Here is a 22,760-nt window from a genome sequence, read left to right on the forward strand (position 1 = left end):
CAGCAGTCGAGCAGTTCGGTCACAGGCCCAGCAGCCGACGCAGGTAGTCGGTGAGGAACCGCCCGTCGGGATCGAGTCGCTCACGGACGGCGAGGAACCGGTCCGCCTGTGGGTAGCGGGCAAGCAGATCCCGGCCTTCCAGCCGGTGGATCTTCGCCCAGTGCGGCCGACCATCATGGGCCAGGAAGATCGGTTCCACATCGGCGAAGAACTCGCGGTACGGCAGCGTCGCGTTCTGGTGCACCGAGATGGTGATGCTGTCCCGACCGTACGCCGGGCTGAGGAACGCCTGATCGGCAGCCACATACCGGTAGAGCACCCGCCAGGCGGCGTGCTCCCGGTGCCGGGTCCGGATCCGGTGCCGGACCTCTCGGAAGCAGGCCGGACCGGCCGCAGCCGGAACGAAGTACTCGATCTCGTGGAAACGCAGGGACCGCCGTTTGATCAGCGCGGCGTCGCTGGAGCCGGTCCGTTCCTCGGTGCAGCCGCTGCCGGGCAGCGTATCCGGGCCGGGATCGTCGGCAACCGGGTTCACCGTCCGCAGGTGCGCGTCGTCACGCCGCGGGTACCAGTAGAAGTCGACGTTACGGTTGACCGTCAGCAGTTCGTCGAACGTGGTCAGGCACGCCTCCACCGGCAGGCCCCACTCCCGCCGCCGGGCCTGGAACGCGGGGACCAGCCGGGTCCGCAACGCGGTGAATACACCCAGCACGCCGAGCGACACCTGGGCGGCCGGCAACAGGTCGGGGTCGCTGTCGGCGTCGATCTGCACCGGTTGTCCGGCCGCGGTGACCAGTCGGACCCCAGTCACCTGGGCGGACAAATTCGGCAGGCCCAGGCCGCTGCCGTGGGTGCCGGTCGAGACGGCACCGGCGAACGCCTGGGTGTCAACGTCGCCGAGGTTCGGCATCGCGAATCCGTGGTGGCGCAACTGACGACCCAGGTCGTGCAGCCGGGTGCCGGCACCGACCCAGATCTGCCGGTTGTGCGGCGGTTCGAGTACCCCGGTGGGCAGCCGGTCCAGGCTAAGCAGGACGTCCCCGGTCTGCACGAGCGGCGCGGATGAGTGCCCGGCGCCAACCGGCCGTACCGTCACCGTCTGCTCGGCGGCGGCGCGCAGGACGCGGCACAGTGCGGCGACCGACTCCGGCCGGGCCACCATGGCCGGCTCGAAGGTCAACCCACCGGACCAGTTGCGCCAGGTCGTGGTAGCGGTGACAGGCGGCGAGGTCACAGCGCCGCCCGCAGCGGATCACCGGGACGGCGGGTGCGGCGACGCGGCCGGGCCAGGTCACACCGGCCCCGGCCCAAGGCGTCGAGCAGGCCCCAGCGTCCCGGGATGTCATGCAGCTCGATGTGTCCCATCCCCTCCGGAACGGCCGGGTCGATGATCAGGTCGCCGTCGTACGGGTCGAGACCGAGCAGCACCCGCAGGAACAGTAGCGTCGCGCCGGCCGAGGTGGCGTGCGGGCTGCCTGCGGCGGAGTATGGGACGGGGTACTTGGTCAACGACCGATCGTAGCCGGCGAAGCACTCGGGCAGCCGGGCCCCGAAGTACTGCGACGCCTCCAGCACCGCCCCGGCCACCCGGGCTGCCTCCTCCCGGTAACCGTACCGCCACAATCCCCAGGCGATCAGCGAGTTGTCGAACGGCCAGATCGAGCCGGTGTGGTAACCCACCGGGTTGAACCGCCGTGCCCCGGTGCCGAGCGTGCGGATCCCCCAGCCGCCGAACAGTTGCGGACTCATCAGATGCCGGACGACCGACCGTGCCTTGGTGGGTTCCGCGATGCCGCTCCACAGCAGGTGCCCGATGTTGGAGGTGAGCGCGTCAACCTGGCCGCCGTCGGCCTGTAGCGCGTGGGCGTAGTAGCCGCGGTCGGCGATCCAGAAGTCTCGGTTGAACCGGTCCCGTAGCTCGGTCGCCTGCTGTTCGAGCCGGTCCGCGAAGGCGTGGTCACCCCAGCAGGTCCGGGCCAACCGGGCGCCGCGCATCCGCGCGTCATAGACGTATCCCTGGATCTCGCAGGTCGCCTGCGGGAAGGCCGCCTCCCGCCCGTCGTGAAAGCTGATCGCGCCCGGTGAGCACTTCCAGCTCTGGTTGAACAGCCCGGTGCGGGTCGGCCGGGGCCCGTACCAGACGTAGCCGGTGCCGACCAGATCCGCGTGTCGGTCGATCCAGTCCAGCGCCGCGCGGGCCTGGAACTCTATGTCGCGCACCAGAGCGGTGTCGCCGGTCCACCGTTCGTACTCGTCAAGCAGCACGATGAACAGCGGAGTGGTGTCGGCGGCAGAGAAGTCTGCGGCGTGCGAGACCTCGTTGAACAACGCAGCCTCCGCATACCGGCTCTCCTGGGGGATCTTACCCGGCTGTTCGGCCCGAAACGGATCCTCGCGGGTGCCCTGGGCCAGCGCCATGATCGCCAACGCGGGCACGGTGGTGGCGGGCAGGAACGGTAGCGCCTGCAGGCAGCTGATCAGGCTGTCCCGGCCGAAGAACGTCATGAACCAGGGCATCCCCGCCGCCGGCAGCATGTCGCGGAAGTTGACGCCCTTGTAGCGCAGCGCCGCCAGATCGACGACGCTCTGCTGGTACGCCTCCCGTAGCGGTTCATGGTCACAGGTGAGTTTCGGTGCCCGGGCCATCCACTCGTCGAGTTCCCGGTGCACTTCGGGCTTGGGCCGCTCGGCGTAGCTGCGCAGACTCTCGCGCAGATCGCGGTTGCCGGCCCCACGGACGAAGGTCTTCACCGTCAGATCGGTGCACCAGGTGTCGTGGGCGTCAAGGGCCAGCTCGAAGGTCAAGCTGCCGGGATCAATGCGGGCCGGCACACTGCTGGACAGGATCGTTTCACGGAAATAGGTGCCCCGCTCGTAGCGGAACCGCAGCGCGTCAGGCTCGACCGTAACCTCGATTTCGCGCTCGGTGTGGAAACTGTCCTTGACCTCCAGCACCTCGGCGAAGTCGGCCCCGGCGTCGATGCGCAGGCTCAGCCGGACGGGCTCCTCCCGGTGGTTGAACACGGCGATCTGCTCGGTGAACGCGTCGCCGATCCAGCGGTGCCGGAACACCGAGATGGTGGCGTCCACGTAGTGCGTCGGCTCACCCGGCACCTGGAAGAACCGCGACTCGAAGTACTGCAGGTCGTCGATGGACAGGGTGTTCATCCGTTGCCCGTCGACGGTCAGCCGCCAGTAGGACAGGAAGCGGGTGTCGTAGAAGAACAATCCGAACGGCGCGGACGGCACCGGCTCGATGTCTCCCCGCCGGTCACTGACCATGAACATGTTTCCGTAGAGAATGCTGACCGGCTTCGCGGTGGCCGGCCGGGCACCGACCGGCTCGGCGACCGGTTGGGCCCTCGACGTCGCCCCGGCGCTGTCCGCATGAAGCGGCAGCAGGCGGCGGAAGGTCAGGAACAGCGGCAGATCGCCCCGGACCGACACGCCGTTGCGCAGGAGCAACGAGATGCTGTTGTCCCGGCCCTCGATCAGGGCCTGGAAGGTTTCCTCCGAGGTGTCGATGGTGCAGTCGATCTGCTCCGGGTCACGCTCGAGCACGGCATGCCCGTCGTGATACGTAACTGACCAGCTACGGATACCGCCGTCCGGGGCGGTGAGGTTGAACCGGATCGTGCCGCTGACCGGCGGCGGCAGTCGACCGTCGCCGCGCGCCTGGAGACCGTCGAAGAACTGACCGATCACGTCGGTCATCGCCGCTCCCCTCAGTCGTCCTCCGTCGGTTCACCTGGTGCCAGCATGGCCCGTCCACCATCTGCGGCGGATCACCCGGTGCGGGTGATCCGTGACCGGCAGGAGACGGAACGTCGACCACGGATGCCGAAAGTAACCAGATGAGGCAGAATGATCACAGGCCGTATCGGGGACATGGCATGTGCCGAAGCGAAGGAGGCCAACGACGTGAGTCACGACCGCACAGCCGCCGGGATGCGCTACTGGCAGACCGGCCGCGGCCGACAGGATGTCCTGCTCGTACATGGGTGGTGCTGTAACCACCGGTTCATGAAGCCACTCGCCGCCCATTTGGCCAGCTGGCGGCGGCGGATCATCTCGGTGGACATGCGGGGACACGGTGCAAGCCCCGCCGGAGACCGCGGCTTCAGCGTTCCCGAACTCGGTGCCGACCTGCGGGACCTGATGGTCGAACTCGAAATGGACGACGTCGTGCTGATCGGGCACAGCATGGGCGGGGTCTGGTCGTTGGCCGCAGCCGCGCAGGCGACCGACCGGGTCGCGGCGCTGCTGCTGCTGGACGCGTCGGTGGCCGTGCCGCCCGGTACCACGGAGCAGGTGGCCGCGCTGGCGGAGTCCGTCCGCAGCGCGGACCCGCGCCAGGCCCGGATCGACATCATCCGGTCGTACTTCATTCCCGAGTCGGACCCCCGGCTGGTCGACTGGACGATCGACCAGATGCTGCGGCCGAGTGACACCGTCGCCGCCGCCACCCTCGACGGTCTCGCCGACTTCGTCGAGGCCGGTGGCGACACCGCGTTGACCGCGTGGGGACGCCGGCTGCTCTACATCGGTGGCCCGGCACCATTCGCCGACTACGGCCGGCTGCGGGAGCTCGTGCCCGAGGCCGTGATCGGCCAGGTGGTGGGCTCGGGCCACTTCTTCCAGTTCGAGGTGCCGCGGCAGACCAACGCGATGGTCCGCCGCTATCTGCGGCTGTGGGGGCCGCCGTCGTGGTGATCCGCAAGCAGGGCCTTCACCGAGTCCGTCAGGTCGTAGCTGGGTGACCAGCCGAGCACCTGCCGGGCACGGCTGATGTCTGCGCACATCCAGGGGACGGCGGCGGTCCGGTTCACCGTCGGGGAAAACTCCCCCGTACCGAGTTCGCCACTGTGACCAGCGGCCCGGGCCAGACAGGTGACCGCGTCCCGGACCCCGACCGGCCGCCCGCTGCCCACGTTGAACAGCCGGTGCGGCAGGCGGGTGGCGAGCGCGGCGGCGCGGACCGCGGCGGCGATGTCGCGCAGGTCGACGAAGTCGCGCACGGTGTCCAGCAGCCGCACCGCCAGCGGTGACCGCCCGCCGCAGCGCAGCAGAGCGGCCGCCCGCCCCAGAGCGCTGTCCGCCGGCAGGCCCGGCCCGACCGGGTTGAACACCCGCAACGTGACGACCTCGACCCGTCCGTCGGTGCTGGCCAGTTCGCCGAACTGGGTGGCGGCCAGGTGGCTGAACCCGTACGGGCTCACCGGCCTTGCCGGATCGTCCTCGCCCACCGGCCGGCCACTGGGCACGACGCCGTACTCGGCGGCGGAGCCGATCCGCACCAGCCGGGTGCCGGGCACGACGTCGGCCATCGCCTCGGCGAGCGCGGCCACAGCCAGTAGGTGGATCCGGATCAGCCCGGCGTTGTCACCAACGGTACGGCCGGCGCAGTTGACCACGACGTCCGGCTGGACGGCCGCGAGCAGCCGGGCGAGTTCGGCCACGCCCGTCGTGGCGAGATCGCAGTCGGCCCGGGTCGGTGCGGTCACCACCGCGTCCGCCGTGAGCGCAGCGTGGATCTGCCGGCCCAGCAGTCCGGTGGAGCCGAAGAGCAGGATCCTCGCCCGGCTCAACCGCGGCACCGGCCGGCCAGGTCACCGCGGGGTCGACGGGAGGTTGCTGCCAAACCGTCGGGCGCGGCGGCCGGGACCGGGTCGGCCGCCGGGACGGGGTCGGCCGCCGGGACGGGGTCCGGCGGCGTCGGGGTCCCGGTGAACTCGTGCCAGGTGACCGTCCCCGGCGCGGCGATCCCTTCCCGGCGCACCACCACCCGGACGGTCTCGACCAGGATCCGCAGGTCGAGCCGGAGACTACGATTGTCCACGTACTCGATGTCGTAGGCGAACTTGTCCTCCCAGGCCAGCTCGTTGCGGCCGCGGACCTGGGCCAGGCCGGTGATACCGGGTCGCACCTCATGCCGTCGGGCCTGCCAGGGCGTGTAGATCTCCAGGTACTTCACCAGGTGGGGACGCGGGCCGACCAGGCTCATCTCACCACGCAGTACGTTCCACAACTCGGGCAGTTCGTCGAGGCTGCTGGCGCGCAGCCAGCGGCCGACAGGCGTGAGCCGGTCGGCGTCGGTGACCAGGCCGCGGGCCGGATCCACCTTGAGCATGGTGCGGAACTTGACCATCTCGAAGAGTTCGCCGTCCCGGCCGGGTCGCAGCTGCCGGAAGAACACCGGCCGGCCCAGCGTGACGAGGATAAGTAGGGCGACCCCCGCCAACAGCGGCGCGCCGACGACCAGGGCGGTCGCCGCGCCCACGACGTCGAACACCCGCTTGACCCGGTCGTAGCGGCGGGGACGACTGGTCGGCATCGTCGGTTCGGCTGCGAGGCGGGCCGCTGGCGAGGTCATGGACGGGCCTCCAGTAGTAGCTGCTCAAGTGACAAAAGCTTTGTAACAGAATGAATACGACTAAGCGTGTCTTTCGCCGTAAATCGGAACATTGGTTGAGTCATGGCCGTCGGCTCGAGTGAGGACGGGACCCGGACCGGTACGCTGATCCGCAGGTCAGCAGCACCGACCGGGCCGGCAGAGGGAGGGACGCGTGCCGCTGCGACGCCGGGGTTTCGACGGACCGGCCGGGCTGCGCGAGTTCAACTCCGCGCTGCGACACACCCTGGTGCAGCAGACCGTCACGATCCGCGAACCGAGCCGGTTCCGCGCTCGCATCACCGAAGTGCCACTGGGACCCTCGCGGCTCATCTCCGCCGCAGTCGCCGCCCTGCCCTCCTCCCGCCGACCGCACGACACCACCGGACCCGACGCCGCGGGCGGGGGTGTTCCTGCTGCTCGGCCAGTGGGCCACCGGCAGCATCACGCATCGGGGCGGCACCGACCCGATCGGCCCGCACCGGCTGGTCGTCGTCCCCAGCTGGGAGGCGTTCGACGTCGATCAACCGGCACCGGCCCACGCGCTGTTCGTGGCACTGCCCCGCGCACTCGTCACGGCCCGCTTCCCCGGCATCGAGGGGCCGGTGCTCCGCGACGTTGGACCCGGTGGGCCGGGCGTTGTGCCGGCAGTCGCCGCACCTGATGACCGCGGCCGCAGCCGCCAGGGCCGGACAGCGGCCAGCGGTCGCCGCCATGGTCGACACCGCCCTCACCGCCACGCTGCACGGTGCCGGCGTCGCCGTCGACGCCGACCCGGTGGCCGCGCTGCGCACCGCGGCGGAACGGCTGCTCGATCACTCGCTGACCGAACCGGCGTTGTCGGTGCCGTGGTTGGCCGGCCGGCTGGCGGTGTCCCCGCGGCAGCTGCACCGGGCGTTCTTGGAGCGCTGTTCCGCACCCGGTACGGCGCCCTGCCCGCGCGGTGGCGCAGTCGCTGGCGGCGAAGCTGATCGAGGCGGCGGTACGCCGCATCGAGGAGCGTGACGCCGGGCTCGACGCGGTGGCCGCGGGGATGGTGCCGGCGGCGCACGCCAGCGACAGCGGCGGGTTCATCCGGATCCCGTCGGCCTGGTGCGGCGTCATCGGCTTCAAGCCGACCCGAGGCCCGCAACCCGGCCGGGCCGTACCGGGTGAACGACTGGTCGGGGCTCAGCCACGAGCACGCCATCACCCGCACCGTCGCCGGCTCCGCGTTGTTGCTGGCCGTCAGCAGCGGGTCGGCCGCTGGCGAGCCGTACCCGGTGGACGGATTCCGGTGGGCCGGTTCGACGGGCCCGGCCGGGCCCTGCGGGTCGGGCTGCTCACTGCGCCGGCTCGCCGGTGAGCTGGCTGCCGCTCTCGACGCATCGACCGGCTGCTCAGCCCGACCACCGCGCGGGCGGCACCACCGCTGGGGCAGCTGCACACCGACCGGCCAACCGGCGAGCGTTTCAGGAGATCCTCGCGATCTCGCCCTTCGTGGGGATGTTCAACGTGACCGGCGGCCGGCAATCAGTCTGCCCTGGGGGCGCGACGACGCCGGGATGCCGATCGGGATGCAGCTCGGCGCGCGGCCGGGCGGCGACCGCACCGTCCTCGCCATGGCGGCGGTGTTGGAGGCGGCCCGACCCGACCTGGTCAGGCCCGGCCCCGCCCCGGCGGGCACGGGTCACGGCCACCCGGCCTAACCCCGGCCGACCGGCGCCGCCGGTCGGACCTACCCCATTCGCTACGGCCGGCGCGGCCAGGCAGACAGCCATTTTCGGGTGGGCGACCGGCGGACGGCCGGTGGATGAGCGAGTTCCCGGTTGCGGCCGGCCTACCGGCCAAGGAGCGGCACCGCCGGTTCCGCAGGTCAGCCGAGCGGCCAAGATCCAAATTCGTTCGACGCCCCTCTTGACATCCCACAAGGTCGGGCGTAAACAAACCTGAAGCAAAACGAAACGGCGGTGAAACCACATGTACGCCGAGGAACGGCAGCAGGAGATCGTCCGACTGGCCCGGGCCGACGGGCGGGTCGACGTGACCGCGCTCGCCGAGTCGCTCAACGTGACCGCCGAGACGATCCGGCGCGATCTCACCACCCTCGAGCGGGCCGGCGTGCTGCGTCGGGTGCATGGCGGTGCGATCCCGGTCGAACGGATCGGCTTCGAGCCCGCGCTCGCCACCCGGGACGCGGTGCTGACCACCGAAAAGGAACGGATCGCCAAGGCCGCGCTGGCCGAGCTGCCTCACGAGGGCGCGATCATCCTGGACGCCGGCACCACCACCGCCCGGCTGGCCGCGATCCTGCCGGCCGACCGGGAACTCACCGTCGTGATCAACTCGCCGACGCTGGCCACCGTCCTCGGTGCCCGCAGCAACCTCAACGTCCTGCTGCTGGGCGGCCGGGTACGCGGTCGCACGATGGCCACCGTCGACGACTGGGCGCTTCGTCCGCTCGCCGACGTGTACGTCGACGTGGCCTTCATCGGCACCAACGGCTGTTCCGTCGAGCGTGGCCTGACCACACCTGACCCGGCCGAGGCGGCAGTCAAGCGGGCCATGATCGGCGCCGCCCGCCGATCCGTCGTACTGGCCGACCACACCAAGATCGGCAACGACTACCTGGCCCGGTTCGGCCGGCTCGCCGACATCGACACACTGATCACCGACAACAGCCTCAACGCGGACCTCGTCGCCGAGGTGGAGGCGGCCGGACCACGGGTGGTACGGGCATGATCCTCACCCTCACCCTCAACCCCAGTCTGGACCGCGCCGTCGAGATCGACGACCTGGTCCGCGGCGAGGTCATCCGGGCCACCGGTGCCCGCCTGGACCCCGGCGGCAAAGGCGTCAACGTTTCCCGGGCGCTGCTCGCCAACGGCGTACCGTCGGTCGCCGTGCTGCCCTGCGGCGGCGACGAGGGCGGTCAACTCGTCCGGCTGCTGGCTGCCGAGGGGGTCGAGGTGGTCGCCGTGCCGATCGCCGGGCGGACCCGGTCCAACATCACCCTCGCCGAGCCGGACGGCACCGTCACCAAGGTGAACGAGCCCGGGCCCACCCTGAGCCGGGACGAGTTCGACGCGATCACCACCCGGCTGCTGGACACCGCGCACCAGGCCGACTGGGTGGTGGTCTGCGGCAGTCTGCCACCGGGGCTGCCGGTGGACGGGTTCACCGCGCTGTGCCGGCAGTTGCTCGACGCCGGGCTCCGGCTCGCCGTCGACACCAGCGGCCCACCGCTGCGGGCCGCCGCTGAGGCCGGAGCCGATTTGGTCAAACCCAACCGGGAGGAGCTGGCCGAGGCCGTCGGGCGGCCGCTGGACGGCCTCGGCGACGTGGTCGACGCCGCCCAACAGGTCCGCGCCTGGGGTGCCGGCACCGTGCTGGCCAGCCTCGGGGCGCAGGGTGCCGTGCTGGTCGACGCCGACGGAATGCGCACCGGCGACTCCCCGGTCGACCAGCCGCGCAGCACGGTCGGCGCCGGTGACGCGCTGCTCGCCGGTTTCCTCGCCGCCGGTGCCAGCGGGCCGGACGCCCTCGCCGAAGGGCTGGCCTGGGGGGCGGCGGCGGTCAGCCTGCCGGGCAGCCGGATGCCGGGGCCGGCCGATCTGCGCCGGCACACCGTACGACTGCACCCCCGACCGGATGACCTGCAACAACTCGCCATCCAAGGATGACCCGTCACCTCGATACCCAGACCGATCGCCTACTCCCTACCCCCGCACATAGAAGGAGCAGTAGAGCATGGCCACCGACTACACACCCCAGGTGCAGGGCACCGGGGTAAAGGCCACAATCCAGAGACTCGGCGGATATCTCGCCGGCATGGTGATGCCCAACATCGGCGCGTTCATCGCCTGGGGTCTGATCACCGCGCTGTTCATCCCCACCGGATGGATCCCCAACGCGACCATGGCCGAACTGGTCGGGCCGATGATCACGATGCTGCTGCCGATCCTGATCGGCTACACCGGCGGCCGGCTCGTGCACGGTCAGCGCGGCGCGGTGGTCGGCGCGGTCGCCACGGTCGGCATCATCGTCGGCGCCGACGTACCGATGTTCCTCGGTGCGATGATCATCGGCCCGCTGACCGCGTACCTGCTGAAGCTCTTCGACGGCCTAGTCGAGGACAAGATCCCGGCCGGCTTCGAGATGTTGATCAACAACTTCTCCGCCGGCATCATCGGCGGTGGCATGGCACTGGTCGGTATCTGGGTGATCGGCCCAGTGGTGCAGGCCGTCACCGACGCCGCCGGCTCCGCGGTGGACTGGATGGTCGGTCACAGCCTGCTGCCGTTCGTGTCCATCCTGGTCGAGCCGGCCAAGGTGCTGTTTCTCAACAACGCGATCAACCACGGCGTGTTCGGTCCGCTGGGCGTCGCCGAAGCCGCCGAAGACGGCAAGTCCATCCTGTTCATGATTGAGTCGAACCCCGGGCCGGGCCTCGGCCTGCTGGTCGCCTTCCTGCTGTTCGGGCCCCGGCTGCTGCGCGCCAGCACCCCAGCGGCGATCATCATCCACTTCCTCGGCGGCATCCACGAGATCTACTTCCCGTACGTGCTGATGAAGCCGCGGCTGATCCTCGCCATGATCGCCGGCGGCGCGGCCGGTGTCTGGACCTTCATGGTCACCGGTGCCGGTCTGGTTGCCACCCCGTCTCCGGGCAGCATCTTCGCCTACCTGGCGGTCACCCCGCGAGGCGGCTGGTTCCCGGTCCTGCTCGGCGTGATCATCTCGGCGGCGGTCTCCTTCGCGGTCGCCTCGGTGCTGCTCGGCTTCGGCCGTGGCGAGGGCAAGGAACCGGTCGAGGAGAACACCGGTCCGCAGGCCGCCACCACGGACGCACCCGCCGCCGCGCACGCGTACCACGCCACCCCGACCGCCGGTACCCACCGGCCGACCGCCACGGAGGCATGACGATGGCCACCATCGACGCCCAGAGCATCCGCAAGGTCGTCGTCGCCTGCGACGCCGGCATGGGCAGCAGCGTCATGCTCGCCAGCCAGCTGCGCAAGCAGCTCAAGAAGCAGCAGGTGACCGTCGAGCACACCCCGGTCAACTCCATCCCGGCCGACGCCGACGTCGTCGTCTGCCACCAGGGGCTCGCCGACCGGGCCCGCGTCAGCGCGCCCGGCAAGGTGGTCGTCCCGGTGCAGATCTTCCTCGGCGACCCGGCCGTCGCCCGGCTGGTGGCCGTGGTGCAGCAGGGCGGCCAACTCGATGGCTGAACCACAAACGGACCCCGGCGCTCTGCTCGAGCGCCGGGCCGTCCGGTTGACCGAACAGGCCGGCGATCGGGTCGCCGCCGTGCGCCGCTGCGGCGAGGTGCTGGTCGAGCTCGGTGCGGTCACCGAGGAGTACGTCGCCGCGATGCTGCAGCGCGAGCAGTCCATCTCCACCTACGTCGGGGAAGGTGTGGCGATCCCGCACGGCACCCTGTCCGGCAAGGAGGCGGTACGCCGCGACGCGCTCGCCGTGCTGCGCTTCCCAGACGGGGTGGACTGGGCCGGATCCCCGGTCAGCGTCTGCGTGGCGATCGCGGCGCGCGGCGACGGCCACGTGGAGCTGCTCGCCGCCCTCGCCCAGATCCTGCTCGACCCGGAACAGGCCCGCGAGCTGCGTGAGGCCACCGAGATCGACGACGTGCTCCGGCTGCTCGCGCCGGTAGGAGAGGAGAGCTCCACATGAAGGTCGTCCGGTTCCACTCCCCCGGCGACGTCCGGATCGAGGAGGCACCGCCGCCGCAGCCCGGCCCCGGCGACGTGTTGATCCGCGTCCGGGCCTGTTCGACCTGCGGCACCGATGTCAAGATCCGCAACTACGGTCACCACCACATCGCGCCGCCCCGGGTGATGGGCCACGAGATCGCCGGCGAGGTCGTCGAGGTCGGCGCCGAGGTCGCCGGATGGCAGGCCGACGACCGGGTCCAGGTGATCGCAGCCATCCCGTGCGGCACCTGCGGCGAATGCCGGCGCGGCCGGATGACGGTCTGCCCCAACCAGGAGTCAATGGGCTACCACTACGACGGTGGGTTCGCCGAGCACATGGTGGTCCCAGCCAAGGTGCTCGCCGTCAACGGGCTCAACCGCATCCCGGACGGGGTCAGCTACGCCGAGGCGTCGGTGGCCGAGCCGCTCGCCTGCGTACTCAACGGGCAGAACCTGGCCCGGGTCGGCCCGGGCGACGACGTCGTCATCATGGGCTCCGGCCCGATCGGCTGCCTGCACGTCCGGCTGGCCCGCTCGCGCGGTGCCGCCCGGGTCTTCCTGGTTGACGTCAACCGTGAGCGGCTCGACCTGGCCGCCGCGCTGGTGCATCCCGACGCCACCGTCTGCGGCGCCGAAACCGACGTGATCGACGAGATCAAGAAGTTGACCGACGGACGCGGCGCCGACGTGGTGATCACCGCGACCGCTGCCGGCGTCGCTCAGGAACAGGCGCTGCAGATGACCGCCCGGCAGGGCCGGATCAGCTTCTTCGGCGGTCTACCCAAGGACAAACCGGTCATCGCCTGCGACTCCAACCTGGTGCACTACCGGGAGCTGACCATCGTCGGCGCCAACGGCTCCAGCCCGTCACACAACGCCGAGGCGCTCACTCTGATCGCCAGTGGCGCGGTCCCGGTCGCCGACCTGATCACCCACCGGCTGCCGCTGGATCAGGCCCTCGACGCCTTCGACGTGGTCGCCCGAGGCGAAGCCATCAAAGTCACCATCGAACCCTGACCCAGGAATCCATCGAGCCCTGACCCCCACCAGGGACAAAGGAGGCAGACATGCCTACCCGTACCGTCACCGTCGGCTCCGCCAGCGGCCTGCACGCCCGGCCCGCCGCGTTGTTCGTCGCCGCCGCCGCAACCGCACCGGTGCCGGTGATGATCAGCACCGCCGGTCGCCCGGCGGTGCCGGCCCGCAGCATGCTCTCGGTGCTTTCCCTCGGCGCGAAGCAGGGCACCGAGGTGACCCTGGAGGCCGACGGTGACGGCGCCGACGCCGCGCTCGACGAGCTGGTCGCGTTGCTCGCCCGCGACCTCGACGCCGAGCCCGGCGGTGACGGCGCCGGTGCCACGGCGGCCGGTCGTGGCTGAGCTGCACACCGGGCTCGGCGTCAGCACCGGGCTGGCCGCCGGCCCGGTGCACCGGGTGGCCGAGGCACCCCGGCTGCCCGCGCCGGTGCCGGTCGACGACCCGGCCGCCGAGGCGGACCGGGCGGTCGCTGCCCTGGTGGCGGTCGCCACCGAACTGGGCCGGCGGGCGGGCACCGCGACCGACCCGACGGCGGCGGAGATCCTGCGGGCGCAGGTGATGATGGCCGAGGACCCGGTGCTGCACGAGGCGGCACGAGCCCGCGTGGCCGCCGGTGCCGACGCGCCGCACGCCATCGACGCCGCGCTCGCCGAGCACCGGGCGGCGTTCGCGGCCGCCGGCGGGTACCTCGCCGAACGGGTCGCCGACCTGGACGACCTGCGCGACCGTGCGGTCGCGGTCTGCCTGGGCGAACCGATGCCCGGCGTGCCCGACCCGGGCGTGCCGTTCATCCTCAGCGCCCGGGACCTGGCCCCGGCCGACACCGCCGGGCTCGACCCGGCCCGGGTGCTCGCCCTGGTCACCGCAGCCGGCGGGCCGACCAGCCACACCACCATCGTGGCCCGGGCGCTCGGGTTGCCGGCGGTCGTGCGATGCCCGGGCATTCTCGACGTACCGGACGGCACCCTGGTCACTGTGGACGGCACAACCGGCGACGTCACCGCCGGAGTCGACGACGACACTGTCGCCGAGACCTGCCGGCGGGAACAGCACCGCCGGGCGGAACTGACGGCGACCAGCGGCCCGGGACGCACCGCCGACGGACATCCGGTGACCCTGCTGGCCAACGTCGGCTCCGCCGCCGACCTCGTCGACGATGTGGAAGGCGTCGGCCTGTTCCGCACCGAACTGCTCTACCTGGACCGCGCCGAGCCGCCCGGTCACGACGAGCAGGTCACCGCGTACGCGAAGGTGTTTACCGCCGCCGGTGACCGCAAGGTGGTGCTGCGGACCCTGGACGCCGGCGCGGACAAACCGTTGCCGTTCCTGCACACCGGCGAAGAGCCGAACCCGGCGCTCGGCGTACGCGGACTGCGGACCGCCCGGCGCCGCCCCGAGGTGCTGCGCACCCAGCTCGACGCGATCGCACAGGCCGCTGGGGCCACCGGCACCGAGGTGTGGGTGATGGCACCGATGGTGACCACGCCGGCGGAGGCGGCCCAGTTCGCCGAGCTGGCCCGCGCGGTCGGGCTACCCACGGTGGGCGTGATGGTGGAGGTGCCGGCGGCCGCGCTGCGGGCCGAGGCGCTGCTGCGGCACGTCGATTTCCTCAGCATCGGGACCAACGACCTGAGCCAGTACGCGTTCGCCGCCGACCGCCTCTGCGGCGACCTGGCCGATCTGCTCGACCCGTGGCAGCCGGTGCTGCTGGAGCTGATCGCCATCTGCGCGCAGGCCGGCGCGGCCGCCGGCAAACCGGTCGGGGTCTGCGGTGAGGCGGCCGCCGACCCGGCCCTGGCCGTGGTGTTGACCGGGCTCGGGGTGTCCAGCCTGTCGATGTCGGCCCGGTCGGTGCCGGCGGTGCGGGCCGCACTCGCCGCGCATACCCTGGCCGACTGTCAGCGGCTGGCCCGTGCCGCGCTGGCCGCGCCGGACGCAACGGCCGCCCGCGCGGCTGCCTCGGCCGGCCCGGCCGCCGGTTGACCCGGCCGCCGGCGACGGGATGGCTAGGCGCCGGCCAGTTCGTCAGCGGGTGCCGCACGGCACCGTAGATCCGGTGCCGTGCGGCACGTGCGGACGGCAGCGGCGCAGCCGGGCGGCGACAGCCAGCGCCGGTAGCCACGGATGGCGGCCTCGCCCGGTCCGGCACGGGTCCCCGGGCGGCGGTCACCGTCAGCGCGCCGACGGTCGACAGGGTCGAGAACAGTCCCAGGTCGCAGCAGTCACAGCCATCGCAGCAGCCATCGGCACCTTCCCGGCGCTGCAGGGCCGCGGTGGACTGCCGACGCTGAACGAGTCGTTCAACGCGCCGGTGCTGCGTGAGGTGGCCCAGGCGGCGTACCCCAAGGTCGCCCGGCAGGTGAACCCCGCAACACCGTAGGATCAAGCAACGCTGGATTCTGGGGAACTCGTTCAACACCGAGACGTACAAGGAGATCTTCTCCCTGGCCAGCCGGCAGTTCCGGACGTGAGGTACACGGTGGTGATGCTGCACGAGGGCCCGCACGGGCTGGGCGACAACGTCAACCCGCTGTTCGCCGACCCGGTGCGCACCGAGCAGACCGACGGTCGACGGCAACACCCTGGTCCGGTACGACTACCCGCGGCGGACAACGTGCTGGCCCGTGACGTCGCCGGCACCCATTATACCTGGAGACTTCCAACGTGGGCAACTCGTGCGGCGCGTTCCACCCGCTGTCGGGTCGGTCCCGGCCGGTCCGCCGTTGCCGTTCGTGCAGAGCAACGACTACTCGGTGTTCAGCGTCCTGGACACCGGCACCGGTGAGGTGACCAGCTACCGCTACGACGTGCGTACCCCGGATGTCACACCGGTCGTGCTGGGCCGGTTACCGCTCGGCGCCTGATCGGCGACGGTCCCGCCACCGGCGGGGCCGGTGGCGGGACCGCAGTCGGTTCAGTTGCCGGCCCACACGTAGGACCTGCCGGTGGTGGCGGCGTCGGTGGCCGTCGCGGCGGCGCGGACGAACAGTTGGTCGACCCGGGCCGCCTCGGCTGCACTCGGGTAGGCATTGCGGCAGGACACCGGCGCGCTGCTGCCGGACATCAGGTCGGAGCAGAGCCCGGTACGCCGGTCCGGCAGCCCGAGGATGTGTCCCCACTCGTGGGTGGCGATCCGGGTCCGGTCGTAGCCCTGATCCACTGCCTGGGTACCCATGTAGATCCGGCCGGCGCCCAGCCGGGTGACGTACGCCCGGGGCCAGCCGCTGTCGACGTAGATCACGACCGACGCCGGGCTGCCCGGCTGCAGCCGGACGTTGTCCACGCTGCTGTTCCAGATCTGCGCGGCCTGGGCGAAGTTGGTCGCGAACTGGCCGGCGCGGCTCGCGTCGTAGTAGATCGTGGTCACTGCGGCCGAGGCCGGCGCGGTGGCCACGACCTGGACACCGATCAGCGACAGGATGACGGTGACCGTCGCGAGGATCGCCCGGACGGTGCGTTGTCTCGGCATGGCATGGCTCCTTGGGAACGGGCCGCGATACCGGTCGGTATCGACTGGTATCGCTCACCGTAGGGCAACTTAATCGATGTACACCTATCCCATTTCGCTCATAGCGCGTCCCGCTGGCCGAGCCTCGCGGCGCACCCAGCAGGCCGGACCCAACGTGACGACTCGCACAGCACGGGCCCCCGCCAGCAGATGATGACTTGAAGAAGTCTTCAATTGCACACATGCCAGTGCCGCTCTACCAGAAGAAGGCCGAGTTTTTCCGGATGCTCGGCCACCCGGTGCGGATCCGGGTGCTCGAACTGCTCGGCGAGCGCCCCCGCCAGGTCCGCGAACTGCTCGCCGAGATCGACGTCGAGGCGTCGAACCTGTCCCAACAGCTCGCGGTGCTGCGCCGGGCCGGGATCGTGGTCTCCAGCCGGGACGGCTCCGCCGTCACCTACGCCCTGGCCGGGCCGGACGTCGCGGACCTGATGCGGGCGGCCCGGCGAATCCTCACCGAGATGCTGGTCGACCAGACCGAGTTGCTGGCCGAACTGCGGGACGCGTCGGCCCACGCCCCGTCGGGGCGCGGATGAGCACCGGGGCCGGGGCGCGCCGGCTGCTGCCGCAGACCGCAGACTGGCGGGCCGTCCGCCGGCAACCGGGCCGGGATCTGCTGGCCGGGCTCACCGTGGCGGTCGTGGCCCTGCCGCTCGCCCTCGGCTTCGGTGTCGCCTCCGGGTTGGGCGCCGCCGCCGGGCTGGTCACCGCCGTCGTCGCCGGTGCCCTCGCTGCGGTCTTCGGCGGATCGAACCTGCAGGTCTCCGGACCCACCGGCGCGATGACGGTGGTACTGGTGCCGATCGTGGCCCAGTTCGGGCCCGGCGGGGTACTCACCGTCGGGCTGCTGGCCGGGCTGATCCTGATCCTGCTGGCGCTGGTGCGGGCAGGTCAGGTCGCCCGGTACATGCCGGCCCCGGTGATCGAGGGCTTCACCGCCGGCATCGCCGGGGTGATCCTGCTGCAGCAGATCCCGACGGCGCTCGGCGTGCACGTCCAGGGCGAGCGGGTGCTTGCGCTGACCGGGCAGGCGGTGGCGGCGTTCGTCCGACAGCCGCAGTGGCCGTCGCTGCTGATCGCCACCGCCGTCGCCGCTGCGATGCTGGCCGGAGCACGGTGGCGGCCAACCGTGCCGTTCTCGCTGCTGGCTGTCGCCGCAGCGACCGTGACGACGGCGTTGTCCGGGTTGCCGGTGCCGACCATCGGCGTACTGCCGGCCAGCCTGCCGGCACCGTCGCTGGCCTTCCTGGACCTGGCGGCGGTGCCGGCGCTGGCGACCTCGGCGATCGCGGTCGCCGCCTTGGCCGCCTTGGAGAGCCTGCTCTCGGCCACGGTGGCGGACGGCATGTCGGTCGGTCAGCGACACGATCCCGACCGGGAGCTGTTCGGCCAGGGCGTGGCCAACCTGGTGACGCCGCTGTTCGGCGGGGTGCCGGCCACCGCGGCGATCGCCCGAACGGCGGTCAACGTCCGAGCAGGTGCCGGTTCCCGACTGGCCGCGCTGTCACACGCGCTGATCCTCGCGCTACTCATGGTCGTGGCGGCTCCGCTGGTCAGCCACATTCCACTGGCCGCGCTGGCCGGGGTGCTGATCGCCACCGCCATTCGGATGGTCGAGGTGAGCGCGCTGGCCGCGCTGGCCCGAGCCTCGCGTTCCGACGGGCTGGTAATGGCACTCACTGCAGCGACCACCGTACTGCTGGACCTGGTTACCGCGGTGCTGGTGGGTCTGGTCCTGGCTGGCGGGCTGGCGCTGCGCAGGATCGCCCAGGCGGTACGGCTGGACCGGGTGCCGCTGGACACCGGCGACCACCACGCCGAGGAGCAGGCGCTGCTGGCCGAGCACATCGTGGCGTACCGGCTGGACGGGCCGTTGTTCTTCGCCGCCGCGCACCGGTTCCTGCTGGAGCTTTCCGAGGTCGCCGACGTACGGGTAGTGATCCTGCGGATGTCGCGGGTGTCCACCATCGATGCCTCCGGCGCGTTGGTGCTGTGCGACGTGGTGGAGCGATTGGAGCGGCGCGGCATCGTCGTCTACCTCTCCGGGTTGCGACCCGGACATCACAAGGCGCTCACCGCGTTCGGACTGCTGCCCCGGCTGGACGGACTCGGCCGGGTCTTTCCCGACACACCGGAGGCGATCGCCGCAGCCCGAGCCGTCCTCGGCCAGTCGGACAGGACCCGGGACGACGGCGTCACCCCTTGAGGGCAGTGCGCCAGGCCCTCGATATGAAACTGCCGCTGGGCGATGACGAGGACAATCAGCACCGGGAACGCGGTCAGCGACGCCGCGGACAACGGCACGATCTACATCGGACCGCTCTACACGTGGACGAACTGGGTCAACGCCTGCGGCAGGGTGAACTTCTCCGGGGCGGACAGGAAGACGACCGGCTCCAGGTAGAGGTTCCAGCGGTGCAGGAAGGTAAAGATCGCCACCGCGCCCAACGCCGGGCGGGCCTACGGCAACGCGATCCGCCAGAAGGTGGCGAACCGGCCGAGCCCGTCGGCCCGGGCCGCCTCCTCCAACTCGGCACCGACCGCAGCCGGTGGTATCTGTGCTACGAAGCCGGCCAGCGGGACAGCACCCGGATCGCGGTGGCCCGGGCGATGTGACAGCCGTCCGGGTGGCCGCTGGCCGGTGGGGTGAGGGGCGCCCCCGTTCCGCGCCCCTCACCCCACCGGCGGCATCGAGGTCGGCCACTCCAGGTCGGCCACTCCAACGGGTTGGTCAGCCTCAGGTCGTGATCGTATACTGACTCGGCGTATGGTCGTCAACCGAAATTAACCACAGCGCCAACGTGGCTAATCTTAGCTGCAGTTCCCAATCAGATCTTAGCTGTAGTTCCCCAGATCTCAGCTGCACATCCGACGGAGGTAGCCGTGACGGGCGGCACCACCCCCCCTGCCGGATCGGGATCAAGCCTGGCCGACAAGCTCAACCTGCTCTTCGAGACGGTCCGGCCAGCCCGCCGCGCCCCGTACACCTCACGGGAGGTGGCCGACGCCATCCGGGACCGGGGCGGCTCCATCTCCGACGTGTACATCTGGCAGCTGCGCACCGGGCGGCGGACCAACCCGACCAAGGAGCATCTGGAGGCGCTCGCTGACTTCTTCGACGTGGACCCGGCGTACTTCTTCGACCGGCGCCGTTCCAGCGAGATCGAGCGGGACCTGCATTCGCTGCAGGCAATGCGCAACCTCAAGGTACGCGCGGTGGCGACCCGGCTGAGCGCGCTGCCCGAGGCACAACTCGACGCGGTCGGCGACATCCTCGACCGGGTGGTCCAGGCGCTGGAGAACCGTCACGCCGAGGGCGGACACGGCGCCGACGGACAGCAGAACCTGTGATCGTCATGCAGTGGCGACGGACGGACCAAGCTGAGGGAAGCACGGACATGAAGTCATCCCCGCTGCGCCGGACCTGCCGCGACCGGCTACGTCAGCTCGGGGAACAGGGCCTGCGGATGCCCCGGCCGTTCAACGCGCCACAACTGTGCCAGCGGGTCGGTGTGGTGCTCGGCCAGCGGATCACCCTGGTCGGCGTGCCGATGCCCGCCGGTGCGCCGTTCGGGCTGACCTTCTTCACCGACGCCGGTCACGTCGTCGCCTACGAGGAACGCACCAGCCGGGTGCACCGGGACCACATCATCGCCCACGAGATCGGCCACATCCTGCTCGGCCACCGCGCCCTTGCCCTCGACGACCAACAGGCCAGCCAGCTGCTGATGCCGGCGCTGCGCCCCACTCTGGTGCACCGGGTACTCGCCCGCACCGGGGTGTACGGCCGGGGCGAGGAGCAGGAAGCCGAGATGATGGCGACCATCCTGCTGGAGGCCGCCGCCCGCGAGACCGACCTCGGATCGGCACCCGCCCGCGACGATGCCGGGCCGGTCACCGACGCCGCGCTGGAGGCCCGGCTGCGGCACGGGCTCGAACCACCGCCCCGGTGAGCGCCGATGGACATCCCGCTGTACGCGGTCTGCGCCGCCGCCGGCTGGCTCGCCTTCGGCTACAAACTGGGTGACCTGCGGCGGGACCGCGACAACCGGGTGCTGCGAGCGATGGTGTACGCCTTCTGTTCGTTCGCCGCCGGAGTGACCGTCGCCGTCCGCCCGGTCGCCGAGGCGGTGGACCGGATCACCGGGCTGCCTAACCTCGCCAAGCTGCTGGCGCACGCCGGAGTGATGGGGGTCGCGGCCAACTCCGAGATCCTGCTGCTGTTCCTGGCCCTGCCGCCAGCGGTCGCGGCCCACCGGGTCCGGCGTCGGGTGATCGCCTCGATGACCGCGTTCGGGCTGCTCACCGTACTCTGGGCGACCACGTTGGCCGGTGCCGCACCGGTCCGGTTGGTGGTCGAGGACGCCACTCATCCGGCGGTCGCCGGCTACCTGGTCGTCTACCTGATCGTCTCTGTCTGCTATGCCGCCGACCTGGCCCGGCTCTGCTGGCGCTTCTCCCTGGTCACGCCACGTCGGTGGCTCCGTCGTGGATTGCGGATCACCGCGTTCGGCGCGGCCGCCGCGCTGCTGTACTGCGCCACCAAGGCCGGCTACCTGGTCGCCTACCTGGTCGGCCGGGAACCGGCCGGCGAGCCGCAGATCGCGGCGGTCCTGGTGACCGTCGGTGCGCTCAGCATGCTGATCGGTCTCACCCTGCCGACCTGGGGTCCCACCATGGACACCGGGCAGGCCTGGTTGCGGCGGCACCGGTCGTGGCACCGGTTGGCACCACTGTGGCGGGCGGTCAGCGCGGCGCAACCGCACCTGGTCCTCGACGACCGGGCCCACCACCGGCGGGTGGCCCTACGCGACATCGACTACGCGCTGCACCGTCGGATCACCGAGATTCGGGACAGCCGACTGGCGCTGCGCCCGTACATCGACCGCCGGATCGCGCCGACGGCCGACCGGCTGGCCGCAGCCGCCGGCCTGACCGGCCCCGACCGTGCGGCGCTGGTCGAGGCGGCGATGATCGCCGCCGGAGCGCGGCGGGCCGCAACCGGCAGGCCGGTGCGGGAGCCGGACTTCTCCGAGCCGCACGATCCGCCGAACGGCTATCCTGGCGAAGTCGCCTGGTTGAGTCGGGTGACCGAATGGTTCAGCCGCTCCCCGCTGGTCGACCAGGTGCTGGCCGCCGTCGCGTCGTCGCCCGAGCCACGGTCCGCGCCACCACCGCCACACCGATCCTGAACGGGGCCTTCGTGCAGCCGCACCGCTACGCCAACCTCCGACGTAACCGATACGCCAACCTGCGGCGGATCCGCACCCTCGATCCGCAACTCGACTACCTCGAGATCTATCAGACGATGGTGCGATACGAGTTTCCGTGGGACAGCAAACTCGGCCTGAACCTGGCGTTCAACCGGTCATTCTCGCTGCCCCGGGTCGCCGCCCTGCACGTGCGCACCGGGGAGCTGCTGCACCACACCCGCAAGCGGATCGACGACACCGGACTGCTGATGTACGAGATGATCCTGCACGGTCTCGACGCCCCGCGCGGTCGCGACGCGATCCGGCGGACCAATCAGATCCACCGCCACTACGACATCGCCGACGACGACTATCGCTACGTCCTCGGTTGTCTGGTGGTCGTCCCGATCCGCTGGCTGGAGCGGTACGGCTGGCGGCGGCCCTGCTGCCATGAACGGAACGCCACCTACCACTACTATCGCGAACTGGGTCGACGGATGGGCATCCGGGACATCCCGGGCTCCTTCCGCGAGTTCGACACCTGGTTCGACGACCACGACCGGACGCACCTGCGCTACAACGACGACGCCGCGTCAATCGAGCGGGCCACCCGGGCGCTGCTGCGCGGGAAAATCCCACGGTCACTCGCGCCGTTCGGTGACGCGTTGGTCGCCGCCATCTACGACGACCGACTGCGGGCCGCGACCGGGGTGGCCACGCCGAACCCGGCGGTACGCGCGGGTCTGCACGCCGGGCTGCTGCTACGCGCCGCGCTGCTGCGCTGGGCCGGCCGACCGCGGCGGACCCCGCTGTTCGCCGACGGTATCCGCACACCCACGTATCCGGACGGGTACGACATCACCCGGCTCGGCCCGGTCACGACGCAACCCGGCCGCCACACCCAGGAATCGTCGTAGTCGAGCAGGCACACTGAGTCG

General features: G+C 71.2%; 24 protein-coding genes. 19 read left to right on the forward strand and 5 right to left on the reverse strand.

Features of this window, described 5'->3' with window-relative positions; genetic code table 11:
* Window positions 1–19: 19 nt before the first annotated feature.
* A complete protein-coding gene (locus tag ACFHWU_RS19950; protein WP_416591261.1) occupies window positions 20–1,234 on the reverse strand; it encodes a D-arabinono-1,4-lactone oxidase in 1,215 nt (404 codons plus the stop codon).
* Window positions 1,231–3,714 (reverse strand): glycogen debranching N-terminal domain-containing protein, encoded by a 2,484-nt coding sequence (locus ACFHWU_RS19955; RefSeq protein WP_416591262.1) that lies wholly within the window; start codon window positions 3,712–3,714, stop codon window positions 1,231–1,233. The genes ACFHWU_RS19950 and ACFHWU_RS19955 overlap by 4 nt, the downstream gene beginning before the upstream one ends.
* 234 nt (window positions 3,715–3,948) lie before the next feature.
* Between ACFHWU_RS19955 and ACFHWU_RS19960 the strand changes: the two genes are divergently transcribed.
* Entirely contained in the window at window positions 3,949–4,713 is a 765-nt protein-coding gene (locus ACFHWU_RS19960; protein WP_416591286.1) for an alpha/beta fold hydrolase, read from the forward strand.
* On the opposite strand, the gene ACFHWU_RS19965 is transcribed toward ACFHWU_RS19960, so the two are convergent.
* Together ACFHWU_RS19965 and ACFHWU_RS19970 are read right to left on the reverse strand one after the other, a co-directional pair.
* Complete coding sequence (locus ACFHWU_RS19965; protein ID WP_416556379.1) at window positions 4,680–5,588, reverse strand: NAD-dependent epimerase/dehydratase family protein; 909 nt, start codon at window positions 5,586–5,588, stop codon at window positions 4,680–4,682. The two genes, ACFHWU_RS19960 and ACFHWU_RS19965, sit on opposite strands and share 34 nt — an antisense overlap.
* On the reverse strand, window positions 5,585–6,373 hold the full coding sequence (locus tag ACFHWU_RS19970; RefSeq protein ID WP_416591263.1) for a sugar transferase: 789 nt from the start codon (window positions 6,371–6,373) through the stop codon (window positions 5,585–5,587). Before ACFHWU_RS19970 ends, ACFHWU_RS19965 begins: the two co-directional genes overlap by 4 nt.
* A 645-nt stretch (window positions 6,374–7,018) precedes the next feature.
* Between ACFHWU_RS19970 and ACFHWU_RS19975 the strand changes: the two genes are divergently transcribed.
* From ACFHWU_RS19975 to ACFHWU_RS20030, 12 genes are all read left to right on the forward strand, one after another.
* The gene (locus tag ACFHWU_RS19975; RefSeq protein ID WP_416591264.1) at window positions 7,019–7,396 is read left to right on the forward strand and encodes a hypothetical protein; all 378 of its coding nucleotides are present in this window, start codon (window positions 7,019–7,021) and stop codon (window positions 7,394–7,396) included.
* Entirely contained in the window at window positions 7,335–7,736 is a 402-nt protein-coding gene (locus ACFHWU_RS19980; RefSeq protein ID WP_416591265.1) for an amidase family protein, read from the forward strand. Before ACFHWU_RS19975 ends, ACFHWU_RS19980 begins: the two co-directional genes overlap by 62 nt.
* Window positions 7,737–7,935: 199 nt before the next feature.
* Complete coding sequence (locus ACFHWU_RS19985) at window positions 7,936–8,079, forward strand: hypothetical protein (protein WP_416556383.1); 144 nt, start codon at window positions 7,936–7,938, stop codon at window positions 8,077–8,079.
* Window positions 8,080–8,350: 271 nt separating this feature from the next.
* Complete coding sequence (locus tag ACFHWU_RS19990; protein WP_416556384.1) at window positions 8,351–9,112, forward strand: DeoR/GlpR family DNA-binding transcription regulator; 762 nt, start codon at window positions 8,351–8,353, stop codon at window positions 9,110–9,112.
* Window positions 9,109–10,053: a 1-phosphofructokinase gene (gene pfkB, locus ACFHWU_RS19995; protein ID WP_416556385.1), complete on the forward strand. Its 945-nt coding sequence runs from the start codon at window positions 9,109–9,111 to the stop codon at window positions 10,051–10,053. Before ACFHWU_RS19990 ends, pfkB begins: the two co-directional genes overlap by 4 nt.
* Window positions 10,054–10,120: 67 nt before the next feature.
* Complete coding sequence (mtlA, locus tag ACFHWU_RS20000; RefSeq protein WP_416556386.1) at window positions 10,121–11,293, forward strand: mannitol-specific PTS transporter subunit IIC; 1,173 nt, start codon at window positions 10,121–10,123, stop codon at window positions 11,291–11,293.
* A 2-nt stretch (window positions 11,294–11,295) separates the two neighbouring features.
* Complete coding sequence (locus tag ACFHWU_RS20005) at window positions 11,296–11,604, forward strand: PTS lactose transporter subunit IIB (RefSeq protein WP_282230893.1); 309 nt, start codon at window positions 11,296–11,298, stop codon at window positions 11,602–11,604.
* Window positions 11,597–12,064 (forward strand): PTS sugar transporter subunit IIA, encoded by a 468-nt coding sequence (locus ACFHWU_RS20010; protein WP_416591266.1) that lies wholly within the window; start codon window positions 11,597–11,599, stop codon window positions 12,062–12,064. Before ACFHWU_RS20005 ends, ACFHWU_RS20010 begins: the two co-directional genes overlap by 8 nt.
* Complete coding sequence (locus ACFHWU_RS20015) at window positions 12,061–13,101, forward strand: zinc-dependent dehydrogenase (RefSeq protein WP_416591267.1); 1,041 nt, start codon at window positions 12,061–12,063, stop codon at window positions 13,099–13,101. The genes ACFHWU_RS20010 and ACFHWU_RS20015 overlap by 4 nt, the downstream gene beginning before the upstream one ends.
* 50 nt (window positions 13,102–13,151) lie before the next feature.
* The gene (locus ACFHWU_RS20020; protein ID WP_416556389.1) at window positions 13,152–13,463 is read left to right on the forward strand and encodes an HPr family phosphocarrier protein; all 312 of its coding nucleotides are present in this window, start codon (window positions 13,152–13,154) and stop codon (window positions 13,461–13,463) included.
* Window positions 13,456–15,105, forward strand: coding sequence for a phosphoenolpyruvate--protein phosphotransferase (ptsP, locus tag ACFHWU_RS20025; protein WP_416556390.1), 1,650 nt, complete (start codon window positions 13,456–13,458; stop codon window positions 15,103–15,105). Before ACFHWU_RS20020 ends, ptsP begins: the two co-directional genes overlap by 8 nt.
* A gap of 692 nt (window positions 15,106–15,797) precedes the next feature.
* Window positions 15,798–15,986, forward strand: a complete 189-nt coding sequence (locus tag ACFHWU_RS20030; RefSeq protein WP_416556391.1) for a hypothetical protein — start codon at window positions 15,798–15,800, stop codon at window positions 15,984–15,986.
* 50 nt (window positions 15,987–16,036) lie between these two features.
* On the opposite strand, the gene ACFHWU_RS20035 is transcribed toward ACFHWU_RS20030, so the two are convergent.
* The gene (locus ACFHWU_RS20035) at window positions 16,037–16,591 is read right to left on the reverse strand and encodes a snapalysin family zinc-dependent metalloprotease (protein ID WP_416556392.1); all 555 of its coding nucleotides are present in this window, start codon (window positions 16,589–16,591) and stop codon (window positions 16,037–16,039) included.
* 221 nt (window positions 16,592–16,812) lie between these two features.
* Here ACFHWU_RS20035 and ACFHWU_RS20040 point away from each other — a divergent pair, with 221 nt between their 5' ends.
* The 6 genes from ACFHWU_RS20040 (at window position 16,813) to ACFHWU_RS20065 (ending at window position 22,739) form a co-directional block, all read left to right on the forward strand.
* Complete coding sequence (locus ACFHWU_RS20040; RefSeq protein ID WP_416591268.1) at window positions 16,813–17,166, forward strand: ArsR/SmtB family transcription factor; 354 nt, start codon at window positions 16,813–16,815, stop codon at window positions 17,164–17,166.
* Window positions 17,163–18,836: a SulP family inorganic anion transporter gene (locus tag ACFHWU_RS20045; protein WP_416556394.1), complete on the forward strand. Its 1,674-nt coding sequence runs from the start codon at window positions 17,163–17,165 to the stop codon at window positions 18,834–18,836. Before ACFHWU_RS20040 ends, ACFHWU_RS20045 begins: the two co-directional genes overlap by 4 nt.
* 677 nt (window positions 18,837–19,513) lie before the next feature.
* Complete coding sequence (locus tag ACFHWU_RS20050; RefSeq protein ID WP_416556395.1) at window positions 19,514–19,981, forward strand: helix-turn-helix domain-containing protein; 468 nt, start codon at window positions 19,514–19,516, stop codon at window positions 19,979–19,981.
* A 47-nt stretch (window positions 19,982–20,028) separates the two neighbouring features.
* A complete protein-coding gene (locus ACFHWU_RS20055) occupies window positions 20,029–20,583 on the forward strand; it encodes a hypothetical protein (RefSeq protein ID WP_416556396.1) in 555 nt (184 codons plus the stop codon).
* Between the two features lie 6 nt (window positions 20,584–20,589).
* Window positions 20,590–21,822 (forward strand): MAB_1171c family putative transporter, encoded by a 1,233-nt coding sequence (locus ACFHWU_RS20060; RefSeq protein ID WP_416556397.1) that lies wholly within the window; start codon window positions 20,590–20,592, stop codon window positions 21,820–21,822.
* A gap of 11 nt (window positions 21,823–21,833) precedes the next feature.
* Window positions 21,834–22,739, forward strand: a complete 906-nt coding sequence (locus ACFHWU_RS20065; protein WP_416591269.1) for an oxygenase MpaB family protein — start codon at window positions 21,834–21,836, stop codon at window positions 22,737–22,739.
* The last annotated feature ends 21 nt before the right edge of the window (window positions 22,740–22,760 follow it).

The organism is Micromonospora sp. LOL_015, assembly GCF_048060275.1.
In the GTDB taxonomy this organism is placed as follows: domain Bacteria; phylum Actinomycetota; class Actinomycetes; order Mycobacteriales; family Micromonosporaceae; genus Micromonospora_E.